The 12,648-nt window shown below is 65.5% G+C and carries 11 protein-coding genes; 4 read left to right on the forward strand and 7 right to left on the reverse strand.

Annotated features, from left to right (window positions below):
- Window positions 1-9: 9 nt before the first annotated feature.
- Together ABIB90_RS07655 and ABIB90_RS07660 are read left to right on the forward strand one after the other, a co-directional pair.
- Window positions 10-1,347, forward strand: a complete 1,338-nt coding sequence (locus ABIB90_RS07655) for a T6SS phospholipase effector Tle1-like catalytic domain-containing protein (RefSeq protein ID WP_354200583.1) — start codon at window positions 10-12, stop codon at window positions 1,345-1,347.
- Window positions 1,348-1,594: 247 nt separating this feature from the next.
- Window positions 1,595-1,840, forward strand: coding sequence for a PilZ domain-containing protein (locus ABIB90_RS07660; RefSeq protein ID WP_007599245.1), 246 nt, complete (start codon window positions 1,595-1,597; stop codon window positions 1,838-1,840).
- 244 nt (window positions 1,841-2,084) lie between these two features.
- Here the strand turns inward: ABIB90_RS07660 and ABIB90_RS07665 are convergent, their stop codons facing one another.
- The 5 genes from ABIB90_RS07665 to cobS form a co-directional block, all read right to left on the reverse strand.
- A complete protein-coding gene (locus ABIB90_RS07665) occupies window positions 2,085-2,495 on the reverse strand; it encodes a hypothetical protein (protein ID WP_007599237.1) in 411 nt (136 codons plus the stop codon).
- A 277-nt stretch (window positions 2,496-2,772) separates the two neighbouring features.
- A complete protein-coding gene (locus ABIB90_RS07670) occupies window positions 2,773-3,885 on the reverse strand; it encodes an NADH:flavin oxidoreductase/NADH oxidase (RefSeq protein WP_354200584.1) in 1,113 nt (370 codons plus the stop codon).
- A gap of 266 nt (window positions 3,886-4,151) precedes the next feature.
- On the reverse strand, window positions 4,152-5,225 hold the full coding sequence (locus ABIB90_RS07675; RefSeq protein ID WP_354200585.1) for an esterase-like activity of phytase family protein: 1,074 nt from the start codon (window positions 5,223-5,225) through the stop codon (window positions 4,152-4,154).
- Window positions 5,222-7,126, reverse strand: a complete 1,905-nt coding sequence (gene cobT / locus ABIB90_RS07680; protein ID WP_007599234.1) for a cobaltochelatase subunit CobT — start codon at window positions 7,124-7,126, stop codon at window positions 5,222-5,224. The genes ABIB90_RS07675 and cobT overlap by 4 nt, the downstream gene beginning before the upstream one ends.
- 145 nt (window positions 7,127-7,271) lie before the next feature.
- The gene (gene cobS / locus ABIB90_RS07685; protein WP_007599232.1) at window positions 7,272-8,270 is read right to left on the reverse strand and encodes a cobaltochelatase subunit CobS; all 999 of its coding nucleotides are present in this window, start codon (window positions 8,268-8,270) and stop codon (window positions 7,272-7,274) included.
- A gap of 320 nt (window positions 8,271-8,590) precedes the next feature.
- On the opposite strand from cobS, the gene ABIB90_RS07690 reads away from it, so the two are divergent.
- On the forward strand, window positions 8,591-9,250 hold the full coding sequence (locus tag ABIB90_RS07690) for a DedA family protein (RefSeq protein WP_354200586.1): 660 nt from the start codon (window positions 8,591-8,593) through the stop codon (window positions 9,248-9,250).
- 137 nt (window positions 9,251-9,387) lie between these two features.
- Here the strand turns inward: ABIB90_RS07690 and ABIB90_RS07695 are convergent, their stop codons facing one another.
- Window positions 9,388-10,617, reverse strand: a complete 1,230-nt coding sequence (locus ABIB90_RS07695) for a citrate/2-methylcitrate synthase (protein ID WP_354200587.1) — start codon at window positions 10,615-10,617, stop codon at window positions 9,388-9,390.
- Window positions 10,618-10,692: 75 nt separating this feature from the next.
- Between ABIB90_RS07695 and ABIB90_RS07700 the strand changes: the two genes are divergently transcribed.
- Window positions 10,693-11,787, forward strand: a complete 1,095-nt coding sequence (locus tag ABIB90_RS07700; RefSeq protein WP_219679458.1) for a citrate synthase/methylcitrate synthase — start codon at window positions 10,693-10,695, stop codon at window positions 11,785-11,787.
- Window positions 11,788-11,934: 147 nt separating this feature from the next.
- Here the strand turns inward: ABIB90_RS07700 and ABIB90_RS07705 are convergent, their stop codons facing one another.
- Window positions 11,935-12,570, reverse strand: a complete 636-nt coding sequence (locus ABIB90_RS07705; RefSeq protein WP_007599228.1) for a J domain-containing protein — start codon at window positions 12,568-12,570, stop codon at window positions 11,935-11,937.
- Window positions 12,571-12,648 lie beyond the last annotated feature (78 nt).

Below are 12,648 nucleotides of genomic sequence, written 5' to 3' on the forward strand. Positions count from 1 at the left end.
GGGTATCCTGTGGAGCACGAGCGCAACGCCGACCACACATCCGAGCCGAAGAATCTCGTCATCTGCTGTGACGGCACCGGCAACGAGATTTCCGAAAACATCTCCAACGTCCTGAAGCTCTATCGCTGCCTGCGCAAGACCGCCAAGACGCGGCCGCGGCAGCTGGTATTCTACGATCCCGGGGTCGGCACGGTGACGGAGCCCTCGACGTGGCATCGCTGGAAAGCCAATGTCAATCTGGTGCTGGGGCTCGCCACCGGCTACGGGCTCGATGACAACACGCTGTCGGCCTATTGCTTCCTGGTCGAGCACTACGCGCCGGGCGACAGGATCTACCTGTTCGGCTTCTCGCGCGGCGCCTATACCGTGCGCGTGCTGGCGGGGCTGATCCACAAGATCGGCCTGATCTCGCCGGAGCAGGCCAACCTCGCAGGCAGTGGCCTCGTCGCCTACAAGCAATATTCCGGCACCGGGCGCGGCAACGATGTCAGCGACCTCGTCGATGAGGGTTTTGACGACAGCGGGCCGCTGCCGAAAAACAAGTTCGATCTCGCCGCCCAGTTCGCACGCATCACCTCGTCGCGCTGGCCGACCATCCACTTCATCGGCGTCTGGGACACGGTGGCGAGCGTGATCGTGCCGCGCGCCGACCGGGGCTATTTGCCGAGCTTCGAGGAGCTCGCCTTCACGCTGCGCAATCCCAGCGTCAACATCTTCCGCCAGGCGATCGCCATCGACGAGCGGCGCTGCATGTTCCGCCTCAAGCAGTATGAGGAGCCGCAGGATTACTGGCGCAACCGCTTCGTGCCCGACGACAAGAAGGAGCCGCAGGACATCCTGCAGGTGTGGTTCGCCGGCGTGCATTGCGACGTCGGCGGCGGCTATCCGGAAGCCGAGAGCGGCGAGTCCAAATATCCTCTGCTCTGGATGATCGAGGAGGCGGCGAAGGCGGGGCTGAACTTCAACCCGCGCACGGTGAACCAGCTCGCCTGGGGCATCCAGCGCAAGAACTCACCGTTTCAATACGTGCCGCCCGCCTTCACCGGCAAGACGGGCGAGCTGCACAATTCGATGACGGCGCCCTGGCGCGTGCTGGAGTATCTGCCGAAGAGCGCGACCTACAAGGAATGGCCGGAGCGGAAGGTGTTTATGGGGCTCTACATCCCGGATTGCGAACCGCGCCTCATCCCCGAAGGCGCGCATGTGCACGAGAGCGTGGTGAAGCGGATGGCGGTGGAGCCCGGTTATCGGCCGGTGAATCTGCCGAAGGATTATGTGACGGTGCCGATGCCGGTGCCGCCGGGTGTGGGCGCTGGAGGCGAGGCGGGGGAGATCGTGGTGGGGTGACTCCGCTCGTCATTGCGAGCGCAGCGAAGCAATCCAGAATCTTTCCGCAGAGGAAGTCTGGGTTGCTTCGCTGCGCTCGCAATGACGGACGGGCTTTGATGGCAGCCGCACCCCGCTACCGCCGCTTTCTCCATTCGCCAATACTTTTCATTAAAATTCTCCGCCCCGCCTTAGCCGGATCGAATCAACTCCTTGGCATCATCGACAAACCACCCGCGCCATCCGCGGAAATTGGAGGAGAGTGCCAATGCATCCGCGACGACATGCCCGCGTCAAACCCGCAGGCCTCGTGTCCCGCCAGGCCAAGATCATCACCGACCCGCGCGCGCCGGTGATCCCCTGCACGCTGATCGACTATTCGCCGGGCGGCGCCTGCGTCGATCTCGGCGGCCAGGTGAAGATTCCCGATCGCTTCGAGCTGCTGCATGTCAACACCAAGAAGCGCTGCCGCGTGGCGTGGAAGCGCGGCACGAAAGTGGGCGTGGTGTTTTGAGTCCTTCCAGCTGCTGAACAAGGCCGCGCTCCACACTCCGCTCGGCTCCCTCCCCCCTTGTGGGGGAGGGTTGGGGAGAGGGGTGGCCCAGCAAAAGGTGTCGGCGACCTGCGAAGTGACGGCAACAGAGTCTCGCTTCATTCGACAGAGCACGCCGTGTGGCTACCCCTCTCCCTAGCCCTCCCCCACAAGGGGGGAGGGAACGCACTGTGCTTGCGGCGCGATCTCTCCCAACACAACAAATTCACGACTTCCGCATCCGCGCCTTTGCCCCCGCGACGATCTGCATCGCGACGCCGGCGATCCAGCCGAACAGGGCGAACCAGCTCCAGGCGATATGCGGCTCGAGGCGGAGCACGATGATGGCGACGGAGGCGAGCGCGGTGAATGTGGCGCAGAGCGTGCCGGCGGAGCTCAGCAGTTCCGCGGCGTCGATGTCGCCGTGGGCCTCGTCGAAAGGCAGTTGCGGTGTGTCGATGCCGAGATAGAAGCCGACGAAGCCCAGCACCATCATCAGCAGCAGGAAGCCTTCCGTGGTGAGCGCGGGTATAGCGGATCCCACGTAAGCGCCGACGAACAGCCCGCACGCCGCGCCCGCCATCGCAAGCCCCACGCGCTCGATGACGTGGGCAGCTTTCCGGATACGAAACCGCATGGCAGGCCTCCGCGAGGCGTTGGACGCACGCGAGGTTAGGCCAGATTTGGCGGAGGTGGAAGGTGAGAGGGTTTACGGATGCGTGAGGTGGGATGGTTTAGGACCAAAGGACGCAAGCGCGGCGACCTTTGCGTGGGCGCATGCCTCCCCGACCGTCATTGCGAGCGCAGCGAAGCAATCCAGGCTCTTTCCGCGGACGCAGTCTGGATTGCTTCGTCGCAAGGGCTCCTCGCAATGACGAGTTTGCGGCGCGGTCGTCGCGCCACATTCGCCCCCCTCACCGCGCCCCGAAATTGGTCTTGCCGAACAGCGCCTTCTGCGTCGAGGGCTGCGAGCGCCAGTATTGCGGGGGGGCTTCGACCTCGCCGCCGAGATCCGCTGCGGCGTGCCAGCCCCAGCGGGGGTCGTAGAGCATGCCGCGGGCGAGCGCGACCATGTCGGCCTTGCCGGATGCGACGATCTCTTCGGCCTGGTTCGGCTCGGTGATCAGGCCGACGGCGATGGTGGGCAAACCCGTCTCGCGCTTGATGCTGTCTGCAAACTGCACCTGATAGCCGGGGCCGAGCGCGATCTTCTGCAGCGGCGAGACGCCGCCGGAGGAGGCATCGATCCAGTCGACGCCGCGCGCCTTCAGCGCCTTGGCGAACTCAATCGTCTGCGCCAGGTCCCAGCCGCCCTCGACCCAGTCGGTCGACGACACCCGCATCCCGATCGGCTTGCCGTGCGGGAACACCGCGCGCACCGCGTCGTAGACCTCCAGCGGGAAGCGCATGCGGTTTTCGAGCGAGCCGCCATATTCGTCGGTGCGTTTGTTCGAGATCGGCGACAGGAACTGATGCAGGAGATAGCCGTGCGCGCCGTGCAGCTCGATCGCGTCGATGCCGATGCGATCGGCGCGCTTCGCCGCATCGACGAAGGCATCGCGAATGCGCTTGAGGCCGGCGGCGTCGAGCGCCAGCGGCGCGGCTTCGCCCTCCTTGTGCGGCAGCGCTGACGGCGCCACGGTCTGCCAGCCGCCCTGGTCCTGCGGGATCAGCTGGCCGCCGTCCCAGGGCCGCGCGCTCGAGGCTTTGCGGCCCGCATGCGCGAGCTGCATTGCGACCGCGGTCGAGGAATGTTTCCGCACCGAGGTGAGGATCTGCTTCAGCGCGGCCTCGGCGGCATCGCTGTAGAGCCCGAGGCAGCCCGGTGTGATGCGGCCGATCGCCTCGACATGGGTCGCCTCGATGCAGAACATCGCCGCGCCCGACAGGCTGAGATTGTTGATGTGGGTGAAGTGCCAGTCGGTGGGAACGCCGTCCTCGGCCGAATATTGGCACATCGGCGACACCACGATGCGGTTCTTCAAGGTCAGGCCGCGCAGCTTGATCGGGGAAAACAGGACGCTCATGCGGGGGAGTTCCGGGATGGGGGCGGGAGTTGGGGAGAGTGTAGTGAGCGATGCGCCGATTGCCAGCCGCGCGGGGGGAATGGCGGCTCGTTCGGCCACGCATTGCACCGCGGTCGTCGTCCTGGCGAAAGCCAGGACCCATTACCCCAGTTAGCAGTGTTGCGCGGATTGATAACCACGAGCCTTCGCCAAACTTCTCCCTGGGGTAATGGGTCCTGGATCAGCGCTCGCTCTGCTCGCTTGTCCAGGACGACAAGAGATAGGCCCTACTCCACCAGCGCGAACTGCAGCAGCAGGGTGCGCTGGAGCATCGAGAAATTGTCGTCGGACACCAGCGTCAGCACGGTCTCGCCGTCAGGCGTGACGTGGGCGTCGATGCCTTCCATGTTGTCGATCTCGTGGCCGAGATCGGCCTTGAACAGCACGGGGCCGTCGACCAATGCGCCCGGCGCGATCGATTTCAGGGGGATCGCGCGGATGCGGATATCGACGCCGGTGAACCAGGAGAATTTGCGTTCGAGGATCAGGAGATCGCCCGAGGGCAGCAGCACGGCGTCGCTGATGAGCTGCTGGTCGGTGCGGCGAATGCTGAACTGGCCCGGCGTCGGGCCGCCGATCAAAAATCCGATCAGATTGCCGTCGGCATCGAAGCCGCCTTCCGACAGCGCGATCAAGGTGCCCGCGAGCGGCTGCCCCTTTGATATGTCCTTGGGGACGAACACCAGCGCCTCGAGCCCTTTGTTATAGGGCAGCTTGCGCACCCCCGGCGGCGTCGGCAGCACCTCGCCGCGGGCGCGTGTGCCGCCCTTCGAAAAATCGAACCGCATGATCTGGTTGACACGCTCGAGCCCGACATAGACGAGGTCGCCGTCGCGCGCGAGCGACTCGGTGTCGTACCACAGCCGCTTCTCCGTGATCGGCCGCCCCTCCGCATTGAGCACCGGCGCAGCCTCGACGTCGTCGAGACCGGTCATGCTCCGCCCGGAATAGCGGATGCGACCGGTGAACCAGGTGCCCTGGTCGGAGATCGCGAGAAAGCGCTCGCCTTTGGTGTCGAGGAAGCGGAAGCCGGACAGGCCGCCGAAGCCGCGATGCGGCGAGGTCAGCACCAGGCCGCCGCGATAGTCCAGCGAACCGAACCGCGTGCGCGCGCGGTCGCGCGGCTCGAAATTGGGAATCGGCCGCGCGTTGACCTCGATGCCAACGGGCGCGGCGACGGCGTGCTCGATGAGCGCCGGCTTCGGCGCGGGCTGTGCCTGCGCCAGACGAGACAGTGCGAGAGTGGAAAATCCCGCCGCCGCGTGGCCGATAAAGCTGCGGCGGGATCGATGCTTGCTCACGAATGCAATTTGCGTCGCGGGCGGTTGGCCGGCTGCGTGGGCGCGGTGTTGGTCTCGCTGAAGAGTTCGGCGAGTTTTTCGGTGATGGCGCCGCCGAGCTCTTCGGCGTCCACGATCGTCACCGCGCGGCGGTAATAGCGCGTCACGTCATGGCCGATGCCGATCGCGATCAGCTCGACCGGCGAGCGGGTCTCGATCTCCTCGATGATGTGGCGCAGGTGCCGCTCGAGGTAGTTGCCGGGATTGACCGACAGCGTTGAATCGTCGACCGGCGCACCGTCGGAGATCATCATCAGGATCTTGCGCTGTTCGGGCCGGCCGAGCAGGCGCTTGTGCGCCCAGTCGAGCGCCTCGCCGTCGATGTTCTCCTTCAGCAGCCCCTCGCGCATCATCAGGCCGAGATTCTTCCGCGCACGGCGCCACGGGGCGTCTGCCGATTTGTAGATGATGTGGCGGAGATCGTTGAGACGGCCCGGACTGGCCGGCTTGCCGGCGGCAAGCCACGCCTCGCGCGATTGGCCACCCTTCCAGGCGCGCGTGGTGAAGCCGAGAATCTCGACCTTGACGCCGCAACGCTCCAGCGTGCGGGCGAGGATGTCGGCGCAGGTCGCCGCGACCGTGATCGGCCTGCCGCGCATCGAACCGGAATTGTCTAAGAGCAGCGTCACCACGGTGTCGCGGAACGTCGCCTCCTTCTCGTGCATGAAGGACAGCGGGTGATAGGGATCGGTCACCACGCGCGACAGCCGCGCGGGGTCCAGAATGCCCTCTTCGAGATCGAACTCCCAGGCGCGGTTCTGCTGCGCCATCAAGCGCCGCTGGAGGCGGTTGGCGAGACGGGCGACGATGCCCTGCAGATGTGCGAGCTGCTTGTCGAGATAGGCGCGCAGGCGCTCCAGCTCGTCATGGTCGCAGAGGTCTTCGGCGGCGATGATCTCATCGAACTTCGGCGCGAAGGCGTGATATTCCGGCCCGCGCGGCTCGTTCTTGCCGTGCGAATTCGGTCGCGTCGCCTCGCCCGGCGTCTCGTCGTCGCCGAGTTCGCCGTCGTCGAAGGTGTCGGAGGTCGAGGCCTGCGCGCTTTCCATCGCGCTCTCGCTCATCTCCTCGCTCGACGCCTGGGCTTGATCAGCGCTCATCTCCTGCGCGGCGTCGGAATCGGGCGAGCCCTCGGCGCCGGACTGATCGTTGTCGCCGTCCTGGTTCTCGTCGTTCTCGTCATTGTCTTCGCTGTCGGCGCTGCGCTCGTCGCCGATCTCGAGCGCCGTCAGGAGATCATGCACGGCATCGCCGAACCTGGTCTGGTCCTCGACCACGGTATCGAGCCGATCGAGCCGCCTGCCGATCTTGTCTTCGAGGATGGGACGCCAGAGATCGACCATCTTCTTGGCGGCCGTCGGCGGCGCCATGCCGGTCAGGCGTTCGCGCACCAGCATCGCCAGCGCGTCGGCGAGCGGCGCGTCGGCGCGATCGGTGATCTCGTCGAACTTGCCGCGATGGAAATGGTCGTCGAGCATCGCGGTGAGGTTCTTCGCAACGCCCGCCATGCGCCGCGCACCGATCGCCTCGACACGGGCCTGCTCCACCGCCTCGAACACGCCGCGCGCCTGCGGATTGCCGGGCATCAGCTTGCGATGCAGCTTCGGATCGTGACAGGCGAGCTTGAGCGCGATCGAGTCGGCATGGCCGCGCACGATCGCGGCATCGCGCCTGGTCATTTTTCGCGCGGGTTCGGGCAGCCGCGCCTTGCCCGGTGCGAGCCCGGGACGCTCGGCGGCGAAGCTGACGTCGAGCTCGGGCGCCTTGGCGATCGCCTTCAAACAGGAGGCCACCGAGCGCTTGAACGGCTCGGTCGGGGCTTCCTTGGTGTTGCGGAATTTGGAGTTGGAGGTGGTGCTCATCTCGCCCTTACCCGTCGTCCCGGCGAAGGCCGGGACCCATAACCACCGGCGATCATTGCGTCAGGAGAAATTATCGGCGGCGCTTCACTCGAGACATCACGCGGTATGGGTCCCGGCGTTCGCCGGGACGACATATCGCGTGAAATCAGCTGAGCGCCACGTTCACCGCCGATTCCGGCAGCTCCGCGTTGAAGCAGCGCTGGTAGAACTCGGCTACGAGGGGACGTTCGAGCTCGTCGCACTTGTTGAGGAAGGTGACCCGGAACGCAAAACCGATGTCGCTAAAGATGTCGGCGTTTTCCGCCCAGGTGATCACCGTGCGCGGGCTCATCACCGTCGACAGATCGCCATTGGCGAAAGCGTTGCGGGTGAGATCGGCGAGGCGAACCATCTTGTTGACGATGTCGCGGCCCTCCGTGGTGCGATAGTGCTTGGCCTTGGCCAGCACGATCTCCACTTCCTCGTCATGGCTGAGGTAGTTCAGCGTGGTGACGATCGACCAGCGGTCCATCTGGCCCTGGTTGATCTGCTGGGTGCCGTGATAGAGGCCCGAGGTGTCACCGAGGCCGACGGTGTTTGCGGTCGAGAACATGCGGAATGCCGGGTGCGGCTTGATCACCTTGTTCTGGTCGAGCAGCGTCAGCCGGCCGGAGACTTCCAGCACGCGCTGGATCACGAACATCACGTCCGGGCGGCCGGCGTCGTATTCGTCGAACACCAGCGCGACGTTGTGCTGGAGCGCCCAGGGCAGGATGCCGTCGCGGAATTCGGTGACCTGCTTGCCGTCGCGGACCACGATCGAGTCCTTGCCGACGAGGTCGATCCGGCTGATGTGGCTGTCGAGGTTGACGCGCACGCAGGGCCAGTTCAGCCGCGCGGCGACCTGCTCGATATGGGTTGATTTGCCGGTGCCGTGATAGCCCGTGACCATGACGCGGCGGTTGTGGGCGAAGCCGGCGAGAATGGCGAGCGTGGTGGCGCGATCGAAGCGGTAATCGGAATCGACTTCGGGGACGTGAGGATCGACTTCGGAATAAGCGGGGACTTCGAGATCGCTGTCGATCCCGAACACCTGGCGCACCGACACCTTCATGTCGGGCAAACCGGAAACTTCCTCAACTTTGGACATCGCGGCGGTCGTCATCAATCCTCCGAGGTCCCGGGCGATCCCGAGACCAGTTATTGCACGTTGGCTGCGGCTGGGTGCTGTTGCGAACCTATCAGAGACAACGTGCGGGCAGAAGCCCGCCCCCCAATCAAAGTTCCGTTGTCTTTTCATTTAGATAGGCAAGGAACGCGATTTTTGGAAGGCTGCCCTGCGAATCACGCCTGAATTTCGTGCCGAGGGCACGGTCCTGCTCACGCGGGTGGCACTTTTACCGGCGCTCGTTACTTATGTAGGGTCCGAACCCCAAGGCCAATCCCAAGGCCAATCCCAAGGCCCAATCCCACCACAGAGACGATGTGACTTCCTTTCTCGATCCCCTCATTTCATTCGTCTCGGCCCATCCGTGGCTGGCCTATCTGACCCTCTTCCTGGCGGCCCTGCTGGAGGCGGTTCCGGTGGTGGGCTCGGTCATCCCCGGCTCGACCGTCATCCTGGCGCTGAGCGCCCTGGTCCCAGGCGGCGAGCTCAGGCTGCAATGGGTGTTGCTGGCGGCAGCGCTCGGCGCAGTGCTCGGCGATGGTTCGGCTTACTGGATCGGGCACCGGCAGCAGCGGGAGATCCTCAACACCTGGCCGTTGACCAATTATCCGCGTGTGGTCGAGCAGAGCGAGACTTTCTTCCACCGCTTCGGCACCTGGGCGGTGTTCTTCGCCCGCTTCGTGCCGCCGATCCGGGCCTTCGTCCCGGTCACCGCGGGCGCGCTGGGCATGCCCCCGGCCCGCTTCTATGCCATCAACATCCCCGCAATCCTGGTCTGGGCGCCGGCGCATGTGCTGCCGGGTGTTTTGGCGGTGTCGGCCCTGCACGAATATGCCGGGCTGCCGCACCATGGGCATCCGTACAAGCACATGTGGATTTTGACCGTGGTCGGCGTGGCAATCGTCGTAGGCGCGGCGGTTTGGATCTATCGCCGCCGGAACGGCGGCGGTGTCGCGGTGGCGAAGCCGCGGGGGTGATAGAGTGTATCAAGGCGCACCGCCCTCATCCTGAGGGCCCGCCAACGGCGGGCGTCTCGAAGGATGGCCGCGGGCGAAAGCCGGGCCTGCATGGTTCGAGACGCGCGTTCCGCGCTCCTCACCATGAGGGTTTTTGATTATCCCTTGGAATCCGCAACCCCCGCCCTTCGTCCCGGTGCCGGTCCCACATACCTTGCCCTTGGCCTGATCAGCTTGCCGAACTGCAATTGCTCGCTGGCATGGGCGACCCAGCCGACGCTGCGGGCCATCGCAAACAACGCGAGCTCGCTGCCTCCCGGCAGGCGCAGCGCGTGCACGAGCACCGCGAGCGCGTAGTCGATATTGACGAGTTCGCCGGTCGCCTCCGCGATGCGCTCCGGCACCTCTTTGGTGAATTTGCGCGGTGCGCCGGCGCGGGCCAGGGCATTCAGCAGCGACTGCGCGCGCCGATCGCCCCGCTTGTAGACACCGTGACCGAAGCCCGCAAAGCGTTCGCCGAGCGCGACGCGTTCGCGGACCATCGGCTCGACGTCACGATCCACCAGCGCCTTGACGAGTTGCGAGGCGAGCACGCCGGCGCCACCGTGCTTCGGTCCCTTCAGCGCGGCGAGGCCGGCGATGACGGAATCATAAAGATTGAGGCCGGTCGAGGCCGCGCAGCGCGCGGTGAAGGTGGACGCGTTCAATTCATGCTCGGCGAGCAGAACCAGCGCGCGGCGGATGAGATCGGCCGCGTGCTTGTTGTCGGGCGCCCAGGCCCTCGCGATCTGCTGGTGCAGCGGCTCGGCGGACGGATCCGTGTTGAGCATGGTCGCGACCAGAAGCCGGACGATGCGCGCACCGACCATGGCGCGGCCATCCGGCGCACGCGTGAACGCGCGGGGATCGGCGCTCGATGCGAGCGCCAGCACGGCAATGGCGCGATCGATCGGTGCCGCCCGGCGCGCGGCCTGCGCGATCAGGCGCATCTCGTCGGACATCGCAGGCTGATTATCCGGGGCGAACGGATCGACGCCGGAGACGTCCCACAGCAGCGTCGCCGTGTGCTCCAGCGTATCGTTTTCGGCGAGATCGACGCAGTTGACGCCGCGATAGATCGCGCCCTCCTCGGTGATGGTGGAGATCTCGGTGTCCATGACCGGCAGATCGGCATCGAAGCTGCGCAGGCCGCGCGGCTCCGGCGACGGCACCCGGCGCTCCTTCAGCGCCCGGACGTCCTCGGCGCGATAGCGGTTCTTGCGCGAGTCCGGCGTCGGCTCGGAGCGGATCAGGCCGCGGCTGACATAGGCGTAGAGCGTGGCCGGCGAGATCGCGAGCTCGGCGGCGGCTTCCCGGGCGGAGAGGTAGAGACCTTCCGAATTTTTCATATTGATTTATGTAATCAAGATTGATCAATCTGTCGAGAGGCCCGACCTTTGGCTGGTGCAAAGGAGATTTGGGCCATGAACATCCACCTCACCAAAAGCCAGATCGGGCTGGACGGCGTTCCTGCAGCCGAAACCGTGCTGAGCCATGTCGACGGCGAGCGCGGCGAGTTGATCATCGCCGGGGAGCATGTTGGCCGACTGGCGAGCCAGTCGAGTTTTGAGGGCGTCACCGCCCGGCTCTGGAACGGCGCCAGCACGACCACGCTGAGCGAAGCTAATGTGCGCGCGAGCCTGGGCGCCGCACGCGAGCGCGCCTTCGCGCGGCTGGATGAGTTGCTGCCAGCAACGCGCGGCATGGGCATCATCGACGGGTTTCGCGCGGCGGTCGCGGGACTTCGCGCCGAGCACGGCCTTGCCCATGAGGCGACAATCGTCGGCGCATTCCCGGTGATTGCGGGCGCGCTCGTCCGCCGCGCCAGGGGTCTCGATCCCGTGGCGCCCGATCCGAACGTGAGCCATGCTGCCGATACGCTTCGCATGCTGCACGGGCGCGCGCCTGAACCACGCGAGGTCACGGCGCTGGACGCCTATCTCGTCACCGCCAGCGACCACGGCATGAACGCCTCGACCTTCACCGCGCGCGTGGTTGCCTCAACGCAGGCTGATCTGTTTGCCGCCGTCACCGCCGGCTATTGCGCGCTGACGGGTCCGCTGCATGGCGGCGCGCCAGAGCCGGTGCTGGAAATGCTCGACGCGATCGGTTCGCGCGAGCGCATCCAGCCCTGGGTGGACGCTGCACTCGCCCGCGGCGAGCGGATGATGGGTTTTGGCCACCGCGTCTATCGCGTGCGCGACCCCCGCGCAGATGTGCTCAAGACCGCGATCGAGGCGCTGGCATCGGACGGCGCCGGCCTGCCCTTTGCCGGCGAGGTCGAGGCCTATATCCGCAGCGCGCTGCGCAAGAAGAATCCGGAGCGGCCGCTGGAGACCAATGTGGAGTTCTTCACCGCGATCCTGCTCGATGCGCTGGCGATCCCGAGGCAGGCCTTCACGCCCATCTTCGCGGTGGCGCGCGCCGCCGGTTGGACGGCGCATGCGCGCGAGCAGCAGCGGACCGGGCGGTTGATCCGGCCGAGCTCGTCATATGTGGGGGCGATGCCGGAGGCGTGAGGGACCGCGGATATCTCCGCAAGCCGGGAATCGTAGGGTGGGCAAAGGCGCACTTGCGCCGTGCCCACCATCGATCCAACACCGCAACAGAAGTGGTGGGCACGCTTCGCTTTGCCCACCCTACGATACTACGGCGCGGGGAGAGGCCTACGCCTCGCGCACCACGGTCTTCAGGTAATTATACGCCTTGATGATCTCGATCAGGCGGTCCTCGGTGGAGCGGTCGCCGCCGTTGGCGTCGGGGTGGTGCTGCTTCACGAGCGCCTTGTACTTGGACTTGACGTCGGCGAGCGTGGACTCGGGGCCGAGGCCCATCACCTGGAGCGCCTTGCGCTCGGCATTCATGATCTTGCGCGTCTCGGCCTTGGGCGCGGCCTGCGGCCCGGCGCGCCAGCCGGTGCGGCCGTTGAGCTCCTGGAACATGCTGAACGGATCGAAGGCGCCGTCGATCTCGGCCTCCGCGCCTTTCTTGACGCCGCCATTGGCGCCCATCTTCCAGGTCGGACGATGGCCGGTCAGCGCATCCTTCTGATAGCGCGCGACAGCGTCGGCATTCATGCCGGAGAAGAAATTGTAGTTCTGGTTGTACTCGCGCACATGGTTCAGACAAAAGTGCCAGTACTCACGCTGGTTGTCGCGACCCTTGGGCGCACGATGCGCGCCCTTGTTCTGGCACCCGGTCCATTCGCAATTGACCACGGCGTCGCGCGGCTTCACTTCCGGTTGCTTGCCTTTCGGCTTGACCCGGATGGAGTCGAAGAACTTTGATGAATCGATCGGCATGGCTGACTTTGACTACGCAATGCAAAAACCTTCAAGTCTTGACATTGCAATTAGCTGAAAAGCATAGCCGAAGCTATG

It is taken from the genome of Bradyrhizobium sp. JR4.1 (assembly GCF_040548605.1).
GTDB lineage: Bacteria > Pseudomonadota > Alphaproteobacteria > Rhizobiales > Xanthobacteraceae > Bradyrhizobium > Bradyrhizobium canariense.